23 protein-coding genes are annotated in these 20,729 nt (G+C 73.1%); 10 read left to right on the top strand and 13 right to left on the bottom strand.

Annotated features, from left to right (window positions below):
* Nucleotides 1-16: 16 nt before the first annotated feature.
* The 3 genes from AB0B39_RS24990 to AB0B39_RS24980 are packed head-to-tail and all read right to left on the bottom strand — an operon-like array spanning nt 17 to nt 863.
* Entirely contained in the window at nt 17-172 is a 156-nt protein-coding gene (locus AB0B39_RS24990) for a hypothetical protein (RefSeq protein ID WP_357575537.1), read from the bottom strand.
* Nucleotides 169-384: a helix-turn-helix transcriptional regulator gene (locus tag AB0B39_RS24985; RefSeq protein WP_007457017.1), complete on the bottom strand. Its 216-nt coding sequence runs from the start codon at nt 382-384 to the stop codon at nt 169-171. Before AB0B39_RS24985 ends, AB0B39_RS24990 begins: the two co-directional genes overlap by 4 nt.
* Nucleotides 384-863, bottom strand: a complete 480-nt coding sequence (locus AB0B39_RS24980; protein WP_357498579.1) for a DUF2975 domain-containing protein — start codon at nt 861-863, stop codon at nt 384-386. Before AB0B39_RS24980 ends, AB0B39_RS24985 begins: the two co-directional genes overlap by 1 nt.
* 82 nt (nt 864-945) lie before the next feature.
* Between AB0B39_RS24980 and AB0B39_RS24975 the strand changes: the two genes are divergently transcribed.
* Nucleotides 946-1,365, top strand: a complete 420-nt coding sequence (locus AB0B39_RS24975; RefSeq protein WP_357575536.1) for a barstar family protein — start codon at nt 946-948, stop codon at nt 1,363-1,365.
* Between the two features lie 43 nt (nt 1,366-1,408).
* Here the strand turns inward: AB0B39_RS24975 and AB0B39_RS24970 are convergent, their stop codons facing one another.
* Both AB0B39_RS24970 and ligD read right to left on the bottom strand, forming a co-directional pair.
* The gene (locus AB0B39_RS24970; protein WP_357575535.1) at nt 1,409-2,659 is read right to left on the bottom strand and encodes a DUF222 domain-containing protein; all 1,251 of its coding nucleotides are present in this window, start codon (nt 2,657-2,659) and stop codon (nt 1,409-1,411) included.
* A gap of 96 nt (nt 2,660-2,755) precedes the next feature.
* Complete coding sequence (gene ligD, locus AB0B39_RS24965; RefSeq protein ID WP_357575534.1) at nt 2,756-3,781, bottom strand: non-homologous end-joining DNA ligase; 1,026 nt, start codon at nt 3,779-3,781, stop codon at nt 2,756-2,758.
* 47 nt (nt 3,782-3,828) lie between these two features.
* Here ligD and msrB point away from each other — a divergent pair, with 47 nt between their 5' ends.
* Entirely contained in the window at nt 3,829-4,233 is a 405-nt protein-coding gene (gene msrB / locus AB0B39_RS24960) for a peptide-methionine (R)-S-oxide reductase MsrB (RefSeq protein ID WP_357575533.1), read from the top strand.
* Between the two features lie 9 nt (nt 4,234-4,242).
* Here msrB and AB0B39_RS24955 read toward each other — a convergent pair whose 3' ends face one another.
* The 3 genes from AB0B39_RS24955 to AB0B39_RS24945 form a co-directional block, all read right to left on the bottom strand.
* A complete protein-coding gene (locus AB0B39_RS24955; RefSeq protein WP_357575532.1) occupies nt 4,243-4,815 on the bottom strand; it encodes a DUF305 domain-containing protein in 573 nt (190 codons plus the stop codon).
* A gap of 65 nt (nt 4,816-4,880) precedes the next feature.
* On the bottom strand, nt 4,881-5,639 hold the full coding sequence (locus AB0B39_RS24950; RefSeq protein ID WP_357498565.1) for a lytic polysaccharide monooxygenase: 759 nt from the start codon (nt 5,637-5,639) through the stop codon (nt 4,881-4,883).
* Nucleotides 5,640-5,748: 109 nt separating this feature from the next.
* A complete protein-coding gene (locus AB0B39_RS24945; RefSeq protein WP_357575531.1) occupies nt 5,749-6,024 on the bottom strand; it encodes an isoamylase early set domain-containing protein in 276 nt (91 codons plus the stop codon).
* Between the two features lie 155 nt (nt 6,025-6,179).
* Between AB0B39_RS24945 and AB0B39_RS24940 the strand changes: the two genes are divergently transcribed.
* The 4 genes from AB0B39_RS24940 (at nt 6,180) to AB0B39_RS24925 (ending at nt 9,296) form a co-directional block, all read left to right on the top strand.
* Nucleotides 6,180-6,440 (top strand): Prokaryotic metallothionein, encoded by a 261-nt coding sequence (locus AB0B39_RS24940; RefSeq protein WP_357575530.1) that lies wholly within the window; start codon nt 6,180-6,182, stop codon nt 6,438-6,440.
* Nucleotides 6,441-6,619: 179 nt separating this feature from the next.
* Complete coding sequence (locus AB0B39_RS24935; RefSeq protein ID WP_357575529.1) at nt 6,620-7,564, top strand: DMT family transporter; 945 nt, start codon at nt 6,620-6,622, stop codon at nt 7,562-7,564.
* 24 nt (nt 7,565-7,588) lie between these two features.
* Nucleotides 7,589-8,044, top strand: a complete 456-nt coding sequence (locus tag AB0B39_RS24930) for a GNAT family N-acetyltransferase (protein ID WP_357498558.1) — start codon at nt 7,589-7,591, stop codon at nt 8,042-8,044.
* Between the two features lie 118 nt (nt 8,045-8,162).
* Entirely contained in the window at nt 8,163-9,296 is a 1,134-nt protein-coding gene (locus AB0B39_RS24925; RefSeq protein WP_357575528.1) for a lytic polysaccharide monooxygenase, read from the top strand.
* 51 nt (nt 9,297-9,347) lie between these two features.
* Here the strand turns inward: AB0B39_RS24925 and hemQ are convergent, their stop codons facing one another.
* The 3 genes from hemQ to hemE are packed head-to-tail and all read right to left on the bottom strand — an operon-like array spanning nt 9,348 to nt 12,560.
* Complete coding sequence (gene hemQ, locus AB0B39_RS24920) at nt 9,348-10,049, bottom strand: hydrogen peroxide-dependent heme synthase (RefSeq protein ID WP_007456984.1); 702 nt, start codon at nt 10,047-10,049, stop codon at nt 9,348-9,350.
* Complete coding sequence (gene hemG / locus AB0B39_RS24915; RefSeq protein WP_357575527.1) at nt 10,046-11,455, bottom strand: protoporphyrinogen oxidase; 1,410 nt, start codon at nt 11,453-11,455, stop codon at nt 10,046-10,048. The genes hemQ and hemG overlap by 4 nt, the downstream gene beginning before the upstream one ends.
* 7 nt (nt 11,456-11,462) lie before the next feature.
* The gene (gene hemE / locus AB0B39_RS24910; protein ID WP_357498552.1) at nt 11,463-12,560 is read right to left on the bottom strand and encodes a uroporphyrinogen decarboxylase; all 1,098 of its coding nucleotides are present in this window, start codon (nt 12,558-12,560) and stop codon (nt 11,463-11,465) included.
* 149 nt (nt 12,561-12,709) lie between these two features.
* Between hemE and AB0B39_RS24905 the strand changes: the two genes are divergently transcribed.
* Entirely contained in the window at nt 12,710-13,282 is a 573-nt protein-coding gene (locus AB0B39_RS24905) for a DUF3000 domain-containing protein (RefSeq protein WP_234591593.1), read from the top strand.
* A 27-nt stretch (nt 13,283-13,309) separates the two neighbouring features.
* Here AB0B39_RS24905 and AB0B39_RS24900 read toward each other — a convergent pair whose 3' ends face one another.
* Both AB0B39_RS24900 and AB0B39_RS24895 read right to left on the bottom strand, forming a co-directional pair.
* Complete coding sequence (locus tag AB0B39_RS24900; RefSeq protein ID WP_357575526.1) at nt 13,310-14,209, bottom strand: hypothetical protein; 900 nt, start codon at nt 14,207-14,209, stop codon at nt 13,310-13,312.
* Between the two features lie 198 nt (nt 14,210-14,407).
* Nucleotides 14,408-15,787, bottom strand: a complete 1,380-nt coding sequence (locus AB0B39_RS24895) for a trypsin-like peptidase domain-containing protein (RefSeq protein ID WP_357575525.1) — start codon at nt 15,785-15,787, stop codon at nt 14,408-14,410.
* Between the two features lie 210 nt (nt 15,788-15,997).
* Between AB0B39_RS24895 and AB0B39_RS24890 the strand changes: the two genes are divergently transcribed.
* From AB0B39_RS24890 to AB0B39_RS24880, 3 genes are all read left to right on the top strand, one after another.
* Nucleotides 15,998-17,323, top strand: coding sequence for a ribonuclease D (locus tag AB0B39_RS24890; RefSeq protein ID WP_357575524.1), 1,326 nt, complete (start codon nt 15,998-16,000; stop codon nt 17,321-17,323).
* 109 nt (nt 17,324-17,432) lie between these two features.
* The gene (locus AB0B39_RS24885) at nt 17,433-18,629 is read left to right on the top strand and encodes a thiolase family protein (RefSeq protein ID WP_354858147.1); all 1,197 of its coding nucleotides are present in this window, start codon (nt 17,433-17,435) and stop codon (nt 18,627-18,629) included.
* Nucleotides 18,626-20,686, top strand: a complete 2,061-nt coding sequence (locus tag AB0B39_RS24880) for a 3-hydroxyacyl-CoA dehydrogenase NAD-binding domain-containing protein (RefSeq protein WP_357575523.1) — start codon at nt 18,626-18,628, stop codon at nt 20,684-20,686. Before AB0B39_RS24885 ends, AB0B39_RS24880 begins: the two co-directional genes overlap by 4 nt.
* The last annotated feature ends 43 nt before the right edge of the window (nt 20,687-20,729 follow it).

Raw genomic sequence — 20,729 nt, 5'->3', positions numbered from 1 at the left:
AGTACGGCAGGCGTGGTCACGTTCCGCGCCGGGCCGTCCGTACCGCGAACAGCACCGCGCCCACGACGAGCAGGGCGCCGATGAGCTGGAGGCCCGGCGAGTCGTCGGCTCCTCCGTACACGACGGCGGCGAGGCCGAGGGCGACGACGAGAACGGCGATGACGTACCTCATGGGGTTTCCTCCTCGACCCACTCGAGCAGGTCTCCGGGCTGACAGTCGAGCACTCGGCACATCGCTTCCAGGGTGCTGAAGCGGACGGCCTTGGCGCGGCCGTTCTTCAGGACCGCCACGTTCGCCGGGGTGAGCCCGACGCGCTCGGCGAACTCGCCGACGCTCATCTTGCGCTTGGCCAACTCGACGTCGATGCGGACGATGATGGGCATCAGATCACCGCTTCCATGTCGGTACGCAGCGTCGTGGCCTGCCGCAGCAGCGCGCGCATCACGACCATGAGGAGCCCGAGCACCGTGACGCCCATCGTCAACAGGAACAGCAGGATCGGGCCGCCCGGGTCGTCCGCGTTGAAGCCCACGTAGAGGAAGACGCCCACCAGCACCACCCACCCCGCGCCGATGGCCCACACGATCAGGTCGACCCACTTCAGGGACGCCTCGGTGAAGATGCGGTCGTCCTTGACCAGGCTGAGCAACTTCCAGGTGCAGACGATCACCACCTGGACACACAGCACCCAGAACACCGTCACGGCGGTCAGCGGCCACCGGAGGTACGCGTGCTCCGGCGACTCCTGGGCCATGTGCGCGAACTGCCCCGGCAACGAGAAGCTCTGAAAGCCGACCAGAACCACGAACAGCACCACGAGAAAGACTCTGAGAGCGGCTACCGCTCGACGTTCAACAGCCATGCATCGAGTTTCGCTCGTTACCTATCGAAAGTCAATCGGTACGGCGTCAACGTAATCCGCCGGGGACTCGCATACTTGGACCGTGACCAACCAGAGCGACGCCCTCCCCGTGCTGAGCATCGACGGCGCCTCGTTCGTCGACTTCGCCGGCTTCGTACGCGAGTTCTCGCGGCTGCTGCCGGACGGGACGTGGAACGGAAACCTCGACGCCTTCAACGACATCCTGCACGGAGGTTTCGGCACCCCCGAGACGCAGTGGGTGCTCAGGTGGCTCAACTCCGACGCGTCGCGGGCGGCACTCGGTCAGGACGCGACGGTCCGCTGGCTGGAGCAGATCCTGCGCACCTGCCACCCGTCGAACCGCGCCGACGTCGAGGCCAGGCTCCGCGGCGCGCGACGCGGCCAGGGACAGACGCTGTTCGACATGATCGTCGAGATCATCCGCGACCACGGCCCACGCGGCGAGGAATCCGAGAACGGCATCATCCTCGAACTGCTCTGAACCGCGTGGCTGGCCGGCGAGAAGGAACCCGGGTGCCGGTCGCCTACGTTCGCCGGTGGTAGTGGTTGCGGCGCGGCAGTTGCTCCGGGTCGAGCCAGGCCGGCGGTACGAACTCGGGGTGGCCGTCGCCGCCGAGGCGGACGGCCCAGTCGCTCTGGTGGACGTGTCGGTGGTGGTGGCCGCAGAGCAGAACGGCGTTGTCGAGGCTGGTCGGGCCACCGTCGACCCAGTGGCGGATGTGGTGGGCGGCGCACCAGCGGGGTGGTCGGTCACAGCCTGGGAACGTGCAGCCGCCGTCCCGAAGGACCAGGGCTCGACGCAGCGGACCGGAGATGAGACGCCGTTGTCGGCCCACGTCGAGAACCTGGCCGGCACCGCCCAGCACGGTAGGCAGGATGGCGGCATCGCAGGCGAGCCGACGCACCGACTCGGGGGTGAGGTGCGGACCGATGTCGAGGACGCCGGCATCCAGTTGCCGCGCCAGGCCGTCGTAACTGGTGGTGACGACGACCTGGGCGGGGTCGCCGCCGTGCTCGGGCAGCTCACCGGTACGCAGGGCGAGTCGGCACACGTCGGCGAGGGCATCGTGGCGGCGCTGCCCAGGGCTGCGGCTGTCGTCCGGCCCGGAGGGCGCGCAGAGAGGATCGATGGCGGCCCGCAGCAGGGCAGCGGCTTCCGCGTCGAGCGTGCCGGCGAGCCGCAGCCGGCCGCTGGCCTGCTCGGAGATGGTGACGTGCCGGTCGCGGGCGGCTCGGGTGGCCTCGGCCTTCAAGGCCGCTGCGGCGGCAGCATCGGCGAGGTCGGGGGCGACGTGGTCGAGGATCCGAGTGCCCATCTTGCGCAGCAGGGTGGGTTCGAACTGCTCGGCCCACTCCACCAGCACGCCGACCGCCTTGTCGACGACCTCGGCGCCCGCCGAGGCCGACACGGCGGCGGCGGTGTCGACGATGACCCGGGCCTGCTCGACGCTGACGACCCCATCCGCCAGGGCGGCCCGCGCGCCGGGCGGGGCCACGTCGAGCGAGGCAGCGAGCCCGACCAGCCGCCGGGCCACGGCGACGTCGAGGCGTAGGCGCTGGCGCAGCCACACCGCCGTCGAGGACGCACCCTGCGCGACCGCGACACCCCGGCCGTCCAGCTCGCGAACCGCCGCCAATTGCACCGCCGCCAGACGCTGCTGCAGCCGGTGGGTGGCATCGATCGTCGCGATCAGGTCACGCTCGGAGAGGGCCCAGGCAGCAGCGTCGGCGCAGGCCGCCACCGCACTCTCCGCCCGCGCCAACTCATCGATCACCCACAAATTTTAGAACGGGTGTACGACACTTCCGACCGCCGGAACATCGACGGACCCACCGGCAATGCGGCGACCGCCGACGTGAGCAGGGGCGGGTCAGGTGGTCTCGCGCTTGGCGCGGCTGGGCTGCACGCGCTTGGGTTCGCCGGGCATCTTGGGGTGGTCCGGTGGGTACGGCAGGTCGCCCTGGCCGGCGGCGGCGTCGCGCTCGGCCCACTCCAGCAGGGGCGTGATGTCCCACGGGGCGTCGTCGATGCCGGCATGCGGGTCGCCCTGCTCGGCGAGCCGGGTCGGGACGCTGCGCAGGTCGAAGTCGTCCGGGTCGACGTCGGGCAGCTCGTCCCAGGTGACCGGGGTGGAGACGGTCGCCCGGGCGTTGGCCCGCAGCGAGTACGCGCAGGCGATCGTCCGGTCCCGGGCCATCTGGTTGTAGTCGACGAAGACCCGGGTGCCGCGCTCCTCCTTCCACCAGGCGGTGGTCACCAGGTCGGGGTTGCGGCGCTCCACCTCCCGGGCCAGCGCGATCGTGGCGCGACGCACCTCGGTGAACGTCCAACGGGGCTGGATGCGCAGGTAGACGTGCACGCCGCGGCCGCCGGAGGTCTTCGGCCAGCCGGTCGCGCCCAGCTCGTCGAGGAGCGCACGGACCTCGCCGGCGGACCGCGCCGCGTCGGCGAAGTCGGTGCCGGGCTGCGGGTCGAGGTCGATGCGCAGCTCGTCGGGGCGGTCCACGTCGGCGGCGCGCACCGGCCACGGGTGGAAGACGATCGTGCCCATCTGTGCCGCCCAGGCCACGTGCGCCAGATCGGCCGGGCAGAGTTCGGCCGCGCTGCGACCGCTGGGGAAGGTGATCTGGGCGGTGGTCACCCAGGGCGGCACGCCCCGGGTGGGCACCCGCTTCTGGAAGAACGCCTCACCCTCGACGCCCTCGGGGAAGCGTTGCAGCGTGGTGGGCCGGTCCCGCAGGGCGCGCATGATGCCGTCGCCGACCGCCAGGTAGTAGTGGAAGACGTCCGCCTTGGTGAACCCCCGCTGCGGGAAGATCACGCGGTCCGGACTGCTCAGCCGTACGCTGCGCCCGGCCACCTCGACCTCGGCGACCGCTGCCTTGGTGCCACCCATCACGCGACCTTATGCCACGCCCCCGACGTTCGACGTACCGTTGACTGGTGAGTCTTGACGACAACAACCTGCCCAAGACCGACGACGAGTGGCGTGTCCGCCTGAGCCCCGAGGAGTTCCACGTCCTGCGGGAGGCCGGCACCGAACGCCCGTGGGTCGGTGAGTACGTGGACACCAAGACCCAGGGGGTCTACCACTGTCGCGCCTGCGGTCTCGAACTCTTCTCCAGCGACACGAAGTTCGACTCGCACTGCGGGTGGCCGAGCTTCGACGACGCCATCCCGGGCCGGGTCAAGGAGATCGAGGACCGCAGCCTCGGCATGGCCCGTACGGAGATCCGCTGCGCCCGCTGCGACAGCCACCTCGGGCACGTGTTCCACGGCGAGGGCTTCACCCCGAAGGACACCCGGCACTGCGTCAACTCGATCTCGGTCCGGCTGGAACCGCGCTGACGGGCGCGTTCAGGGCGTACCCCTGAGAAGTTCGACCTCCGCGCTGCGGGACTGGTCGATCCGCCGGGCCAGGTCGCGGACCTGCTCGTTGCGACCGACGCCGACCTGGGCCCGGGCCAGGTCGGCGGCGGCCCGCTGGTGGTCGGCGAGGACCTCGCGCAGCACCCGGTCGACGTCGGCGTCCGACGCGGCCCGCAGCCGGTCGAGCGCGGTGTCGTCGCCGTGCCCGGCATGGTCGTGACCGGCCGCGCTCACGCCCGGCCCGCTCGTGGGCAGCCAACCGCGCATGGCCGACAGCTCGTCGGCCTCGGTCGCCTCGATGGCGGCGGCCAGGGTGCGCAGCGACTGGTCGCGCAGCCGGTCCCGGACGAGCCGGACGATCTGCAACGTGCGTTCGGTGTGCCCGACCATCGTGCTCAGGAACACCACGTCGATGCCGCTCAGCTCAGCTCCGGCCGGCGCGGGCCCGACCGCCGCCGATGCGGCCGGGGTCGCGGAAGCTGACGGACGCTCCGACGGCCCAGCGCAGGCGGTGAGCAACGACGCGACGACCAGGCAGGTCAGCAGGGTTGCGCGGGGCATGCCGAGGGCTCCGATCATCCGGGGACGGCGCGGCACGGGTGCGGCCGGGGCCGCACCCGTGCGGGTCAGACCTGTTGCCAGAGGGCCGGCACGTTCGGCGGCTCCCAGCCGAGGATCGCCGTGTGGGCCTGCCGGCAGCGGTACGTGAGGCCGCCGTAGGTGACCTGGTCGCCGACCTGGTACGCCCGGCCGGCGGTCCAGGTGCCACCCGTCGCGGGCGGCGTCGTCGGCGGGGTCGTCGGCGCCGTGGTCGGGCTGGTGGTGGGCCGTGGCGTGGGTGAGGTCGTCGGCGTGGGGGTGGGCGTCGACCCGCCGCCGCCGATCTGCACGTCGATGCAGGAGTAGAACGCGTTCGCCGTGTCGGAGATGTTCCACACCGCGAGGATCTTCTGCCGGCCGGAGAAGCCGCCCAGGTTGACGGTGTGCGAGACCGTCGCGCCCGGCTGCTGCCCGTTGCCGTTGACCACGCCGACGCGGGTGTTGCCGATCCAGTACTCCCAGTTGCTGGTGGCGTGCCGGGCGGTGTTGACCCAGGTGAAGGTCAGCGAGCTGCCGACCGACGTGGCCGGCCAGCCCCGGCTGTCGTCGTTGAGGACGGCGAACTGGGCGATGCCGGCGTTGCAGCTCTTGAGGCCCTTGGGCCCTTCGACGCTCTGCGGCTCGTACTTGATCTGCCCGCAGTCGGGCACCCGGCCCTGCGCGCAGAGCGCCTGCCGGCTCGGTGGGGCGGAGACGTAGCCGTGCGCCTGGGCGGGCGCGGCGACGGTGAGGGTGGCGGCGACAGCGCCCGCCGCCACCAGCGGGACGGTGATTCTTCGACGCATGGGGGCAGCTCCTTCTCCAGGTGCGGTGAGGTGCCCCCAAGGTAATTTAAACTTTATTAACAGTAAAGAGCGCGGTCGATAAATACATCGATGGTGACGACTTCGCTCCTCAGAGTCGCAGCAGGCTGCCGCGGTCGTCGACGCCGTCGGCCGTCTCGTCGTCGAGCCAGACCCCGCCGCTGGCGAGATAGCGGAACCGGTACTCCCCCGGGCCGAGCTTCACCGTCACCGTCCGAGTGCCGTCGCGGCGGGCCACCAACTCGTTCCGGCCGGGCTCCCAGTCGTTGAAGGAGCCCACGACGCTCACCGGGCCGGGCGGGGTGTCCCGCGGGAGGCAGAACGTCACCCGGGTCTGGCTGCCGAAGAGCTTGTTGCGTTTGATCATGGCGATCCTCCGGGGTCACGGCGCTCATCGGACCTAACGGACGACACGCCGGAGCCGACACGCCGCTCAACCCGGCCAGCTGGCGGCAACCCGCCCGCCACCGCCCCACCCTGGGGCACTCTGAGGGCACATGTCCTGATACGGGGGGTTTTTCGGTGGCAACCTGCGAGGTCTGCGGCAACGACTACTGGATGGCGTTCGAGGTGCACACCGTCAGCGGCGACGTGCACACCTTCGACTCGTTCGAGTGCGCCGTCCACCGCCTGGCGCCCATCTGCGAACACTGCCAGGTCAAGATCGTCGGGCACGGCGTGGAGGTCAACGGCCGGTTCTTCTGCTGCGGGCACTGCGCCCGCGCGGTCGAGGGCGCCGAGGGCGCCGAGATCCGCGACGCCGTCGGCGCCCGCCCCGCCTGACCGCGCGCCCTGCGGTACGGTCGCCCGATGCGGCCACTGCTGGGCGTCCTGCCCCCGCCGCGCTCCTGAGCGGAGCGCCGCGCCCCACACCGACCGGGTGACCCACCCCGGCCGGTCAGTTCGCCGTACGCGCTCCGTCGACGTCGTCCCCGTCAACGTCACCCCAACGGAGCGCAACCGTGTCCACGTCCCGTACCGCGCCGCCGGTCACCCCGGCACCGGCCGCCCTGAAGGCCCGCACCGGCCTGATCCAGATCACCGTCACCGGAGTCCTGTGGGGCACCACAGGTGTGGCGGTGCAACTGCTGCGCGAGGGCACCGGGCTCAGCCCGGTGAGCATCGGCTTCCACCGTCTCGCGATCGCCGCGCTCGTTCTGCTGGCGTGCAGCGCCGGCCGGCTCCGCACACTCCTGGCCGCCCTGCGCGCGGCACCCGTACCGCTGCTGCTCACCGGCGTCGGCCTCGGCCTCTACCAGGCGCTCTACTTCGCCGCCGTGGCCCTCGCCGGGGTCAGCGTGGCCACCGTGGTGAGCCTGGGCCTGGCGCCGGTGCTCGCGGCGACCTGGGAGTCGCTGCGGGCCCGCCGGCTTCCCGGCCCGACACGCCTCGGCACCCTGATCACCGCCGTGGCCGGGCTCGCCCTGATCACCGGGGCCACCGCCGAGCCCACCACGGCGGCGCCGGCCCCGCTGCTGGGCCTGCTCGCGGCCGCCGGGTCCGGCCTCGGGTACGCGGTGACGACCCTGATCAGCCGCCAGGTGTCGCAGCACACCGCACCGATGACACTGACCACCATCTCCACGGTGGTCGGCGCGCTGACCCTGGCGCCGATGGCACTTGTCGCCGGCGTCGCCGTCGACGTACGCCTCGACACCCTGGCGCTGCTGCTGCACCTCGGCATCGTCACCACCGCCGTGGCGTACGCGCTGTTCTACGCCGGGCTGCGCACGACGGCCGGCAGCGTCGCGGCCGTCCTGACCCTGCTCGAACCGCTGACGGCGGCGGCGCTGGCCGTGGCGCTGCTGCACGAGCCGCTCCCCCTGCCGGTACTCCTCGGCGGCGCGCTGCTGCTCACCGCCGTGGCCGCCACCTACCTCGCGCCGACCCGCGGAGACGCCGCGTGAGCCGGCCCGGCCTACGATCGGTGGGTGCCCCAGCAGACCACCGAGATCCGGGCGGCGTCCTTCGCCGACCTGGACGCCCGCACCTTCCACGACCTGCTCAAGCTGCGCATCGACGTGTTCGTGGTCGAGCAGAACTGCCCCTACCCCGAACTCGACGGGCGCGACGTGGAGCCGGGCACGCGCCACCTCTGGTTGACCGACGGCGACGCGCCGCTGGCGTACCTGCGGATCCTCGCCGACCCCGACGGCGCCGCCCGGATCGGTCGGGTGGTGGTGGCCCCGAAGGCGCGCGGCGGCGGGCAGGCGGGGCGGCTGATGACCGCGGCGCTGGACCTCGTCGGCAACCGGCCCTGCGTGCTGGAGGCCCAGTCGCACCTGGTCGGTTTCTACGCCCGGCACGGCTTCGCGGTGAGCGGCCCGGAGTACGTCGAGGACGGCATTCCGCACACCCCGATGCGCCGCAAGGTCATTGACGTCTGACGATCGACCTGGCATCGTGCCGGGTAGAGCCAGCGCGGGAGCAACGCAGCAGGCACGGGAGCGGGCAACTCCCGGCCGTCCGGGTGTCGTCGTCCGACCTCATCCCCCCGGGGGCTCCATGTCCACTCTCGCCCGATCACCACGCGTGCTCCGGCCACTCGCCATCGCGGCGGCCGTCACGCTCCTGCTGACCACCGCGCTGAGCGTCGCGCTGGTCCAGCCCGCCTCCGCGCACGGCTCGGTCGTCGACCCGGCCTCGCGCAACTACAGCTGCTGGCAACGCTGGGGCAGCGACTTCCAGAATCCCCGGATGGCCACCGAGGACCCGATGTGCTGGCAGGCCTGGCAGGCCGACCCGCAGGCCATGTGGAACTGGAACGGGCTGTTCCGCGAGGGTGTGGCGGGCAACCACCAGGCCGCCGTCCCCGACGGCCAGCTGTGCAGCGGCGGACGCACACAGAACGGTCGCTACAACGCCCTGGACACCATCGGCGCGTGGAAGGCCACCCCGGTGTCGAACAACTTCCGGCTGCGCTTCTTCGACCAGGCCAGCCACGGCGCGGACTACATCCGGGTGTACGTGACCAAGCAGGGCTTCAACTCGTCGACCGAGGCGCTCGGCTGGGACGACCTGGAGCTGGCCGGCCAGATCGGCAACACCCCGGCGTCGCAGTGGGACAAGGACACCGGTGGCGTGTCCATCCAGATCCCGGTCAGCGCGCCGGGCCGCACCGGGCGGCACATCGTCTACACGGTCTGGCAGGCCAGTCACCTGGACCAGTCGTACTACCTGTGCAGTGACGTGGACTTCTCCGGCGGCACGAGCACCCCGCCGCCCACCACGCCGCCGCCGACGACCCCGCCGCCCACCACTCCGCCGCCCACCACCCCGCCCCCGAGCACGCCGCCGCCGAGCACCCCGCCGCCGAGCACTCCCGTGCCGGCCGGCGCCTGCTACGCGACGTACTCGATCACCGGTCAGTGGGCCGGCGGCTTCCAGGCCGAGGTGAAGGTGACCGCGGGGGCCAACTCGCCGACCCAGAGCTGGTCGGTGAGCTGGAACTTCAACAACGGTCAACAGGTCGCGTCCGCGTGGAACGCCAACCTCACCACCAACGGCACGCTGGTGACCGCGCGCAACGTGAACTACAACGGCGCCCTGGCCGGCGGAGCGAGCACCACGTTCGGCTTCCTCGGCTCGTGGACCGGCAGCAACCCCGTTCCCCTGGTCTCCTGTACGAAGACCAGCTGATCCCCGTCCGGCGCCGCACCCGGGCGGGGGTGCGGCGCCGGCCGGCGGGGCTCAGACCAGGCAGTTGACGATCTCGGCGACCGACCGGCGGCGGCCCGTGTAGAACGGGACCTCCTCGCGGACGTGCCGGCGGGCCCCCGAGGCGCGCAGGTCCCGCATCAGGTCGACGATCCGGTGCAGCTCGTCGGCCTCGAAGGCGAGCATCCACTCGTAGTCACCCAGCGCGAACGACGCGACCGTGTTGGCGCGGACGTCCGGGTAGCCACGCGCCATCTTGCCGTGCTCGGCCAGCATCTCGCGCCGCTCGGCGTCGGGCAGCAGGTACCACTCGTAGGAGCGCACGAACGGGTAGACGCACAGGTAGGGGCGGGCCTCCTCGCCGGCGAGGAACGCCGGGATGTGGCTCTTGTTGAACTCCGCCGGCCGGTGCAGCGCCATCTGCGACCAGACCGGGGTCAGCGCCCGGCCCAGCGTGGTGCGGCGGAACCGCAGGTACGCGTCCTGCAGAGCGTCGCTCGACGCGGAGTGCCACCAGATCATCACGTCCGCGTCGGCGCGCAACCCGGACACGTCGTACACGCCCCGGATCACCACGTCCTTGCCGGCCAGCTCCTCGAAGAGGGACTCGACCTCACCTGTGACGTTGTCCCGCAGAGACGGCAGCGGGGCGCTCGCCCGGAACACCGACCACATCGTGTAACGGATGCTGTCGTTCAGCTCCCGCAACCGGGCCGCGTTGGTCTGCTCGGTCATCTCGCCGATCCTCCCAGTGCTGTGATGATCTCGTCGGCCGCCGTCTCGCCGGAGCGTACGCAGACCGGTATGCCGACACCGTCGTAACCGGCGCCGGCCAGGGCCAGTGTGGGATGCGCGGCCCGCAGCGCCGTCCGCGCTGCCGTCACCCGGTCGGCGTGCCCCGGCGCGTACTGGGGCAGCGCGCCGCCCCACCGCTGCACGTGCCCGTCGACCGGGGCGGGCAGCGGGGCGCCGAGCACCGCCGACAGCTCCCGGTGCACGGTGGCGGCCAGGTCGGCGTCCGGGCGCTGGAGCTGCGCCTCCTCGCCGTAGCGGCCCACCGAGGCGCGCACCAGCGCCAGCCCGTCCGGCCGCCGCAGGTGCCCCCACTTCGTGGTGAAGAACGTGGCCGCCTTGATCAGCAACCCCTCGGTGCTCGGCACCAGGAAGCCGGACAGCTCGGGCAGCAGCGGCTGCGGCAACGCCAGGGTGACCAGCGCGACGCTCGCGTAGTCCAGCTCGCCCACCGCCGAGGCGGCCACCGGGGCCGGGCCGGCGAGCAGCCGGGCCGCCGGCCGGGCCGGCACCGCCAGCACCACGGCGTCCACGTCGACGAGCTCGGGAGCGCGGGTCGGGCCGACCGTGAGCCGCCAACCCGTGCCGGTGGGCGTGAGGTCGCGCACCGCGGCGTCCCGTCGTACCGTCGCGCCGCTGGCCGTCACCGCGGCCTCGACAAGCGTGCTCAGCCCACCGGCCAGGGTGCCGAAGACCGGGGCCCCCGGCGCGCGCGGCGCGGCGGCCTGCGCCGCCCGGACCGCGCCGACGAGGGTGTGCTCCACCCGGGCGGCACGCGCCAGCGCCGGCATCGTGGTGACCAGCGACAGGTCGTCCGCGCGGCCCGCGTACACGCCACCCAGCATCGGGTCGACCAACCGCTCGACCACCTCGTCCCCGAAGCGGGACCGGACCAGCGCGCCCACCGAGACGTCCGCGGCCGGCCCGAGCAGCGGCCGGCCGCCGTCGGTGTCGGCGTCCGCGGCCGGGCGCGCGACAGTGGCCGCCCGCTCCAGATCCCCGGGTACGCCCACCAGCGTCCCGCCCGGGATGGGGCGCAGCCCTCCGTCGACGACAAGCGCGGCCTGCCCGACGCTCGGGTGCACGATCCGGTCCGCCAGGCCGAGCCGGCGGATCAGGGTCACCGCCGCGCTCTCGGCGCCTGTCGGGTCGCGCATCAGGAACGACTCGGCGCCGAACTCCACAGGCGCTCCGGCCAACGTCCCGGTGCGCAGCTTGCCGCCCACCGCGCCGGACTGCTCGTACACCGTGATCTCGGTGCCTTCCGGCGCGCGGTCGCGCAGCCGGACCGCGGCGGCCAGCCCGGCGATCCCGCCGCCGACCACCGCCACCCGCCAGGGCTGCCGCATCGCCGTGTCAGCCCTGGTCGGCCCGGCGGCTGGAGACCTCGTGCACCAGCGCGACCACCCGGGTCAGCACGTCCGGGTCGGTCTCCGGCAGCACACCGTGGCCGAGGTTGAACACGTGCCCGGGGGCCGCCCGCCCCTGCGCCAGGATCCGGCGCACCTCGGCCTCCACCACCGGCCACGGCGCGAGCAGCACGGCTGGGTCCAGGTTGCCCTGCACCGCCTTGTCCGGGCCGATCCGGTGCGTGGCCACGTCCAGCGGGGTACGCCAGTCGACGCCGACCACGTCCGCGCCGGCCTCGCCCATCGCGCCGAGCAGCTCGGCGGTGCCCACCCCGAAGTGGATCCGCGGCACGCCCGCGGCGACGAGCCCGCTCAGCACCGCTGTCGAGTGCGGCAGCACGTAGCGGCGGTAGTCGGCCTCGGAGAGCGCGCCCGCCCACGAGTCGAACAGCTGCACGGCGGAGACGCCGGCCTCGATCTGCACCCGCAGGAAGGCCAATGTCACCTCGGACAACCGGCCGCAGAGCGCGTGCCACAGCTCGGGCTCGCCGTACATCAGGGCCTTGGTCTTCGCGTGGGTCCGCGACGGGCCGCCCTCGACCAGGTAGCTGGCCAGGGTGAACGGTGCGCCGGCGAAGCCGATCAGCGGAGTGTCGCCCAGCTCGACCACCAGCTGGCGGACGGCCTCGTCCACGTACGGGACGTCGTCGCGACCGATCGGGCGGATCCGCTCGATGTCGGCGGCGGTACGGATCGGCTCGGCCACCACCGGGCCGGTGCCCGGCACGATGTCCAGGTCGATCCCGGCCGCGGCGACCGGCACCACGATGTCGCTGAACAGGATGGCCGCGTCGACCCCGTGCCGGCGCACCGGCTGGAGGGTGATCTCGGCGACCAGCTCCGGGCGACGGCAGGACTCCAGCATCGGCACGCTGGCCCTGATCTCCCGGTACTCCGGCAGTGAGCGGCCGGCCTGGCGCATGAACCAGACCGGGGTGTGCGGCCCGGGCCGTCGCCGACAGGCCCGGATGAAGGGCGAGTCGGCCGGGCCGCCGGGGCGCGGCTGTCCGTCTCGGGCGGCAGTGCCCGTGGTGTCCGTGGTCATCGCCGCAATCGTGCCACGCCGCCCGACCCCAGCCCGCCGCGGGTGAACGGAAGGGGACGCACCTAACGTCCGTCGCGCCAGCGGTCGGTCGGGGTACGCGTCGGCGTGCCGTCGAAGCGGGTGGGCCGACGGCGGCATAGGCTGCCGACATGGCCCCCCCGATCGCGCTCCCGGAGACCTTCGCCCGCGCGGTCGCCGGGCTCCGGTCGCCGGCACCCCGACCGGAGATCACCCTCGAGGAGGTCGGCGCCCCCCAGCGGCTCGCGCCGTTCACGTTCGCGCTCGCCGCGACGGTGCTGCGCGACGGCGACGAGGTGGCCACCGGCCGGCTGATCCTTCTGCACGACCCGGCCGGGCACGAGGCCTGGCAGGGCACGCTGCGACTGGTCACCTACGTGACGGCGGAGTTGGAGGTCGACCTCGCCGCCGACCCGCTGCTCCCCGGGGTCGGCTGGACGTGGCTGACCGACGCCCTCGACACCCAGGACGCCTGTCACCGGGCGATCGGCGGGACTGTCACCCAGACCATGTCGACCCGGTTCGGCGACCTGGCCGGGCCGCCGACGGCGGGCGACATCGAGATCCGCGCCTCCTGGACGCCCGTCGACGACGACCTCGCTCCCCACCTGCTCGGCTGGTGCGCGCTGCTCGCCTCGACGGCCGGCCTGCCCCCACCCGGGGTCACCGCCCTGGCCGACCGCCGTCCGGCCGCCACCGCCTGAAACCACGGCGGCGGCCGGCACAGCGGATCAGAGGTAGTTCTCCGCCTCGTCGCACACCTTGTCGAGGCCCTTCATCGCCGCGTCGTACGCGCCCTTGTTGCCGGCCGCCGCCGCACCCAGGGCGGTGGTCAGCTTGTCCAGGCAGCTCGCGATGACCTTCTTCTGCCGCGCCTGCTCGTCACGGTCGTTGCGGGTGCCGGTCAGGTCCTGCTCGGTGTTGTCGAGCTTGTCCTGCAGGGCCTGCAGATCCGTCTTGAGCTTCGCGATCTCGGTGGTGTTGGCCGCGATGGTCCCGTCGCGCTGGCTGACCTGGCCGGTGAGGCGCTTCTCGGTCCGGTTCAGCTCGTTGTTCTTGGTCACGAACAGCCCGGTCATCACCCCGCTGACCACGAAGAGCAGCGCGGCCACCAGAGCCAGCACCAGCACCGCGCGACCCCGCCGCGGGGCGGCGGGAGCGCCGTACGGCGCCATCCCGGGCGGACCGGACATGGGCTGCCCATACGCCGGGCCGGAGACCGGCGGCGCGGACATCGGCGGCGCGGACATCGGCTGCCCGTACGCCGGGCCGGAGACCGGCGGCGCGGACATCGGCTGCCCGTACGCCGGCCCGGAAACCGGCGGCGCGGACATCGGCTGGCCGGCGTACGGCGGGGCGCTGGCCGGGTAGCCCGGCGTCTGCGGGGTGCCGTACTGCGGCGCGGCCTGACCCGGCGCGTACTGCTGCGGCGTGGGCTGGCCGGGCGCGTACTGCTGCGGCGCGGGCTGCCCGGCCGGGTACCGCACGGTCGGGTCGGTGCCGGCCGCGTGCTGCACGGTCGGGTCGTTGCCGGCCGCGTGCTGCACCGTGGCGTCGGGGTCGGGCGAGCCGGCCGGCGGCGTGGGGGTGGCGGGCGGGAAACCCTCCGGCCCGGTCGGTGGCTGGGACATGTTCTTCCTCCAGGTGAGCAGGTCCTCCGCCGGTAGGCGCGACGGACCAGGTGCAGCGGCGGGATCGTCCGGGACCGAGGACCCGGATGGGTCGGAGACGGCCGGGGAGGCCGTCGGTGACGCGAGCGGCCGGAGAGGCCGTCGGTGGCGCGAGCGGCCGGGAAGGCCGTGGGTGGCGCGAGCGGCCGGAGCCGCCGGTCAGCAGATCTTGAACCCGTCGCAGGCGACCTTGATCGGGATGGCGAGCCCGATGCCCTCGGCGTCACGAGCCTTGGCGGTGGCGATGCCGACCACCTGCTTGCTGCCGTTGATCACCGGACCGCCGGAGTTGCCGGGGTTGATCGGAGCGTCGAACTGGATGGCCGGCCCGGAGCTGCCCTGCGCGGCGCGCAACGCGCTCACCACACCGGTCGTGACGCTGTCCTCCAGGCCGAGCGGAGCACCGACGACGATGATCTGCTGGCCGGACTTCACGGCGCTGGGCGCGGTGACCAGGCCGGTGAACTTGCCGGTCGCTCGCAGGTGCGCCACGTCGTTGGCCTTGTCGACCTTGACGATGGTGGCCGGGAAGCGCTGGTCCGTGCGCTCCAGGAAGACCTGTCGGCCGCCGCTCTCCCAGATCGACTCGACGACGTGGAAGTTGGTGAACAGGTTGGTGCCGCCACCGGCGGCCGGCTTGCCCACCGCGAACGCGGTGCCGGTGAACTGGCCGGCCCGCACCCGAAAGACGCTGGGCAGCACGGCGCTGGCCACCGCCTCGGGGTTGAACGCGGCCCCGGCCTGCTTCTCCAGCGCGTCGGTGCGCTGTTCCAGGCCGTCGAGGCGGGTGCCGTCGCCGTCCTGGGCCTGGGCCAGCCGGCGGTCGGTGGCGGCGAGCCGGTCGCCGAGGCGGTTGAGCTGGTACGCCTGCAGGCCGGCCACGGCGGCCAGCACGACGACGAGCAGCGTGGCGAGCGCCATCGGCCAACGGCGCCGGGTGGGTCGCGCGGGCGGAGTGACGCCCGGCCAGGCGGGCTGGCCGGGGTGAGTCGCGGTCGGGAACGGCGGCGCGCTGGCCAGGTCACCGGCGGGCGGATAGCCGCCCGCGCCGTAGGCCGTGGGAGCGCCCGGGGTGTACGGACCGGCGCCGTACGGCGCGGGACCGGCCGCGTGCGGCGCCGGCCCGGCCGCGTACGGCGCGGCACTGCCGTGTCCAGCGGCGACGCCCGGTCCAGCGGTCGTGCCGTGCGCAGTCGGCGTGCCCTGTGCAGCCGGCGTGCCCTGCGCAGCGGCGGTGCCGTGTGCAGTTCCGGTGCCCGGTGCGGCGGCCGTGGTGTGTGGGCCGGCCGGCACGGGCCCCTGGGGCGCCGCGCCCCACTGGCCGGCGTTCGGCGGGGCCGCCCAGCCGGCACGGGGCGCCGGGACGGCGGCGGTGGGCTCGCCACCGGGGCCCGGGGCACCGCGCCAGGTGGCGCCGACCTCCGGGTGCGGTTCGATGCGCGGCGGCAGGGGGCCCGGCCGTTCGGCCGCCCGCCCGCTCACGTCGTCAGGCTCGGCGCCCGTTGGCCGTGCGTCCCCCGCACCGAAGCCAGCCGTCATGATCGTCTTGCCCTTCCCCGTGGTCGTGCGCTTGCGGCCACGGCCCAGGATCACCCGAACGGGGGCCGGCGGCTCGATGGACCGTACCTGCGCGAAAGGGCTTTGTCTCCCCCGATGTCCGGCATCCGAAAGGACACCTTGCGGACACCTGACCGACACACGCCGGACCGGCTGCACACGCCGGATCACGGCGCGCACTAGGGTTGGCAGGTGACCGACGAACCACCCCTGCGCCGTCGGCCCACCGAAGAACTCCCGGGACACGCACCCCAGCAGCCGCCGTCGGCCCAGCCGCAGCCGGCGGGCGAGGGGCCCGACCCGACCGACGGTGGGCCCGTTCCGCTGACCGCCCCCCGCGACGGCACCCCTGATCCCGTGACCACACAGGCCGAGCTCGCCGAGGTCGTGGCCCGGTTCGCGGCGGGCACCGGCCCGGTTGCCCTGGACGCCGAGCGCGCTTCGGGCTACCGCTACAGCCAACGCGCGTACCTGGTGCAGCTGCGCCGCGAGGGCGCCGGCACCGTGCTGATCGACCCGCTGCCGCTGCCCGACCTCAGCGCGCTGGACGCGGTGATCGGCGAGGCCGAGTGGGTGCTCCACGCGGCCAGTCAGGATCTGCCGTGCCTGGCCGAGGTGGGGCTGCGTCCACGCCGGTTGTTCGACACGGAACTGGCCGCTCGGCTGGCCGGGTTCGAGCGGGTCGGCCTGGCCGCGCTGACCGAGCAGCTACTCGGATTCACCCTGGAGAAGCATCACTCGGCGGCTGACTGGTCGAGTCGGCCGCTGCCCGAGTCGTGGCTGACCTACGCCGCGCTCGACGTGGAGATGCTCACCGACCTCCGGGACGCGCTCGACGCCGAGCTGACCCGGCAGGGCAAGTCGGCCTGGGCCGCCGAGGAGTTCGCCGCCCTGGTCCGCAGCGGCGCCAAACCGCCCCGGGTCCGCGCGGAACCCTGGCGGCGCACGTCGGGCATCCACCGGGTGCGCGGGGCGCGGGCTCAGGCCCGGGTCCGCTCGTTGTGGTACGCCCGGGACCAGATCGCGGCCCGGCGGGACGCCGCGCCCGGCCGGGTGCTGCCCGACTCGGCCATCGTCGCCGCCGCCGAGCTGGATCCGAAGGACGAGAAGACGCTGCTGACGCTGCCCGGCTTCGGCGGCCGGTCGGTCCGTCGGCTGGCCCGCACCTGGCTGGCCGCGCTGGACGTCGCCCGGGAGCTGCCGGACGACGCGCTTCCGGTCACCCCGGCGGTGGAGGGCCCACCACCGCCGCACCGGTGGGCCGAGCGGGACCCGGTGGCGGCGGGTCGGCTGGCCCGCTGCCGGGAGGTGGTGGTCCGCATCGCGGGCGAGCACAACCTGCCCCCGGAAAATCTGATCACCCCGGATTCGGTACGTCGTCTGGCGTGGAGCCCGCCGGAGGAGGTCACCGAGGACGCGGTGGCGGAGACCCTGCGCGGCTTCAACGCCCGCGAGTGGCAGATCGCCCTGCTGACCGCCGAGCTGACCCGGGCCCTGTCCCCCAACCCCATCCCCTGACCTGTCCCCGCCTCCCGGTGTGGGGTGTGCCACAGCGGGGGGCGGGCGGCAGGTTGGTTACTGGCGAGTAGCATCCGGGGTAACGTGCCCGTTCGGCTAGGAGGCTCAAGTGCCCCGTGAAGTTCGGGATGTCGTCTTCGTCGACGGCGTCCGTACCCCGTTCGGCAAGGCGGGTGGCATGTACGCCAACACCCGCGCCGACGACCTGGTGATCCGCTGCATCCGTGAACTGCTGCGCCGCAACCCGCAGCTGCCGCCGGAGCGGGTCGAGGAGGTCGCCATCGCGGCCACCACCCAGATCGGTGACCAGGGCCTCACCATCGGCCGCACCGCCGCGCTGCTGGCCGGTCTGCCCAAGACCGTTCCCGGCTTCGCGATCGACCGGATGTGCGCCGGCGCGATGACCGCCGTGACCACGGTCGCGAGCGGCATCGCCATGGGCGCGTACGACGTCGCCATCGCCGGTGGCGTCGAGCACATGGGCCGCCACCCGATGGGTGAGGGCGTCGACCCCAACCCGCGCATCATCGCGGAGAAGCTGGTGGACCCGTCGGCGCTGGTCATGGGCGCCACGGCGGAGAACCTGCACGACCTCGTCCCGCACATCACCAAGGAGCGCACCGACGCGTTCGCGCTCGCCTCGCAACAGAAGACGGCGAAGGCGTACGCCAACGGCAAGCTCCAGGACGACCTGGTGCCGGTGGCCATCCGCGACGCCGAGGGCGGCTGGGGTCTGGCCGGCGTGGACGAGGCTCCCCGCGACACGTCGCTGGAGAAGCTGGCCACCCTGAAGACCCCGTTCCGCCCGCACGGGAAGGTCACCGCGGGCAACGCGGCGGGCCTGAACGACGGCGCCACCGCGAGCCTGCTCGCCGACGAGGCCACCGCCCGCGAGCTGGGCCTGCCGATCGCCATGCGGCTGGTGTCGTTCGGCTTCGTCGGCGTGGAGCCGGAGGTGATGGGCGTCGGCCCGATCCCGTCGACGGAGAAGGCCCTGCGCCTCGCCGGCCTGACGATCGACGACATCGGCCTGTTCGAGCTGAACGAGGCGTTCGCCGTGCAGGTGCTCGCGTTCCTCGACCACTTCGGCATCGCCGACGACGACCCGCGGGTCAACCCGTGGGGTGGCGCCATCGCCATCGGCCACCCCCTCGCCTCGTCCGGCGTACGGCTGATGACGCAGCTGGCCCGCCAGTTCGCCGAGCACCCCGAGGTCCGCTACGGCGTCACCGCGATGTGCATCGGCATCGGCATGGGCGGCACGGTCATCTGGGAGAACCCGCACTGGACGGAGGGCGACAAGTGAAGGCGCCGAACGAGGTCGTCACCCGGGCGCTGCTGCGCTCGGTGACCGTGCCGGGGCTGGACCGTCCCGCCGCCCTGATCACCCTGGATAACGGCTTCGACCACACCAAGCCGAACACCTTCGGCCCGGCCGGTCTGACCAGCCTGGACGAGGCCATCACGGCCGCGCTCGCCGCCGACCCGGCGTTCATCGCGGTCACCGGCAAGCCGTACATCTTCTGTGTGGGCGCGGACATCGTCGGCCTGCCGCAGCTCGCCGACCGCGCGCAGGCGCTGGAGATCGGCCGGCTCGGCCACCGGGTCTTCGCCCGGCTCAAGGACAGCAGCGTCCCCACGTTCGCGTTCGTCAACGGCGCGGCAATGGGCGGCGGCCTGGAGTTGGCGCTGCACTGCCACTACCGGACGCTGTCCGGCGGTGCGGCGGCGCTCGCCCTGCCCGAGGTCTCCCTCGGTCTGGTGCCCGGCTGGGGCGGCACGCAACTGTTGCCAAACCTGATCGGCATCCCCGCCGCCACCCAGGTGATCATCCAGAACCCGCTCATGCAGAACAAGATGCTCAAGCCGAAGCAGGCTGCCGAGATGGGCATCGCGGACGTGCTGCTGGAGCCGGCCGACTTCCTGGAGCGGTCCCTGGAATGGGCCGCCGGTGTGGTGCGGGGTCAGGTCACCGTGACCCGGCCCGAGGTCGACAAGGACATGTGGGCGGGCGTGCTCTACTTCGCCCGGGAGACGCTGAACCAGCGGCTGCACGGCGCGGTCCCGGCCGCGTACAAGGCCCTGGACCTGCTGGAGACGGCGAAGGACGGCGACTTCGCCGCCGGCACCGCCGCCGAGGACGAGGCCCTCGCTGACCTGGTCTTCTCCGAGGAGCTGCGCAGCGGCCTGTACGCGTTCGACCTGGTGCAGCGGCGGGCCAAGCGGCCGGCCGGAGCACCGGACAAGGGCCTGGCCCGCCCGGTCACCAAGGTCGGCATCGTCGGCGCCGGCCTGATGGCCAGCCAGCTGGCGCTGCTGTTCGCCCGCCGCCTCCAGGTGCCGGTCGTCATGAGCGACCTGGACCAGGCCCGGGTGGACAAGGGCGTCGGCTACGTCCACACCCAGATCGAGAAGGCCGTCACCAAGGGCCGGATGGACAAGGGCACGGCCGCCAAGCTGTACGGCCTGGTCAGCGGCACTGTCGACAAGGGCGCCTTCGCGGACGCCGACTTCGTCATCGAGGCGGTCTTCGAGGACCTGGGCGTCAAGAAGCAGGTCTGGGCCGAGCTGGAGAAGATCGTCTCCCCGGAGGCGGTGCTCGCCACCAACACCAGCTCGCTGTCCATCACCGAGATGGCCGCCGAGCTGGAGCACCCGGAGCGGGTGGTCGGCTTCCACTTCTTCAACCCGGTGGCCGTGCTGCCGCTGCTGGAGATCGTCCGGGGCGAGCGGACCGACGACGCCACCCTCGCCACCGCGTTCGCGGTCGGCAAGCAGCTCAAGAAGTCGAGCGTGCTGGTCTCCGACGCCCCGGCGTTCGTGGTGAACCGGCTGCTCACCCGCTTCCTGGGCACCGTCTTCGCCGCCGTGGACGCCGGCACGCCGCTGGACGTGGCGAACAGCGCACTGGACCCGCTGGGCCTGCCGATGCGCCCGCTCGCCCTGCTTCAGCTGGTCGGGCCGGCAGTGGCGTACCACGTGGGCGGCACCCTGCACGCCGCGTTCCCGGACCGGTTCGGGGTCAGCGAGAACCTCAAGCGGATCGCCGACTCGGGCCAGCCGATCGTGGTCGACGACCAGGTGAACGACGAGGTGGCCAAGCTGCTCGTGGTCGGTGACCAGCCGCTGACCGCCGAGCAGGTACGCCAGAACGCGCTCGACGCGCTCGCGCAGGAGATCCGGCTGATGCTGGACGAGGGCGTGGTCGCCGAGGCGCAGGACATCGACCTGTGCATGATCCTGGGCGCCGGTTGGCCGTTCCACCTGGGCGGCGTCACGCCGTACCTGGACCGGACCGGCACCAGCGAGCGGGTGACCGGCCGGCGGTTCCTGCCGCTCGGAGCGGCGAGCCTGCCCGCCTGACACGTCCCCCGCACCACCGTCGCGGTGGCCGGACCGTCCCTCG

Source organism: Micromonospora sp. NPDC049114 (genome assembly GCF_040648635.1).
Classification (GTDB): Bacteria; Actinomycetota; Actinomycetes; order Mycobacteriales; family Micromonosporaceae; genus Micromonospora.
Note: the sequence above shows the minus strand (reverse complement) of the source record. Positions and strands in the feature narration are given on the sequence as shown.

Excerpts from the sequence above, each read along its gene's own strand:
- AB0B39_RS24990 (WP_357575537.1), bottom strand. The coding sequence starts at position 172 with ATGAGGTACGTCATCGCCGTTCTCGTCGTCGCCCTCGGCCTCGCCGCC.
- AB0B39_RS24985 (WP_007457017.1), bottom strand. The coding sequence starts at position 384 with ATGCCCATCATCGTCCGCATCGACGTCGAGTTGGCCAAGCGCAAGATG.
- AB0B39_RS24980 (WP_357498579.1), bottom strand. The coding sequence starts at position 863 with ATGGCTGTTGAACGTCGAGCGGTAGCCGCTCTCAGAGTCTTTCTCGTG.
- ligD (WP_357575534.1), bottom strand. The coding sequence starts at position 3,781 with ATGGGTGGCACCAAGGCAGCGGTCGCCGAGGTCGAGGTGGCCGGGCGC.
- AB0B39_RS24955 (WP_357575532.1), bottom strand. The coding sequence starts at position 4,815 with ATGCCCCGCGCAACCCTGCTGACCTGCCTGGTCGTCGCGTCGTTGCTC.
- AB0B39_RS24950 (WP_357498565.1), bottom strand. The coding sequence starts at position 5,639 with ATGCGTCGAAGAATCACCGTCCCGCTGGTGGCGGCGGGCGCTGTCGCC.
- AB0B39_RS24945 (WP_357575531.1), bottom strand. The coding sequence starts at position 6,024 with ATGATCAAACGCAACAAGCTCTTCGGCAGCCAGACCCGGGTGACGTTC.
- AB0B39_RS24925 (WP_357575528.1), top strand. The coding sequence starts at position 8,163 with ATGTCCACTCTCGCCCGATCACCACGCGTGCTCCGGCCACTCGCCATC.
- hemQ (WP_007456984.1), bottom strand. The coding sequence starts at position 10,049 with ATGACCGAGCAGACCAACGCGGCCCGGTTGCGGGAGCTGAACGACAGC.
- hemG (WP_357575527.1), bottom strand. The coding sequence starts at position 11,455 with ATGCGGCAGCCCTGGCGGGTGGCGGTGGTCGGCGGCGGGATCGCCGGG.
- hemE (WP_357498552.1), bottom strand. The coding sequence starts at position 12,560 with ATGACCACGGACACCACGGGCACTGCCGCCCGAGACGGACAGCCGCGC.
- AB0B39_RS24905 (WP_234591593.1), top strand. The coding sequence starts at position 12,710 with ATGGCCCCCCCGATCGCGCTCCCGGAGACCTTCGCCCGCGCGGTCGCC.
- AB0B39_RS24900 (WP_357575526.1), bottom strand. The coding sequence starts at position 14,209 with ATGTCCCAGCCACCGACCGGGCCGGAGGGTTTCCCGCCCGCCACCCCC.
- AB0B39_RS24895 (WP_357575525.1), bottom strand. The coding sequence starts at position 15,787 with ATGACGGCTGGCTTCGGTGCGGGGGACGCACGGCCAACGGGCGCCGAG.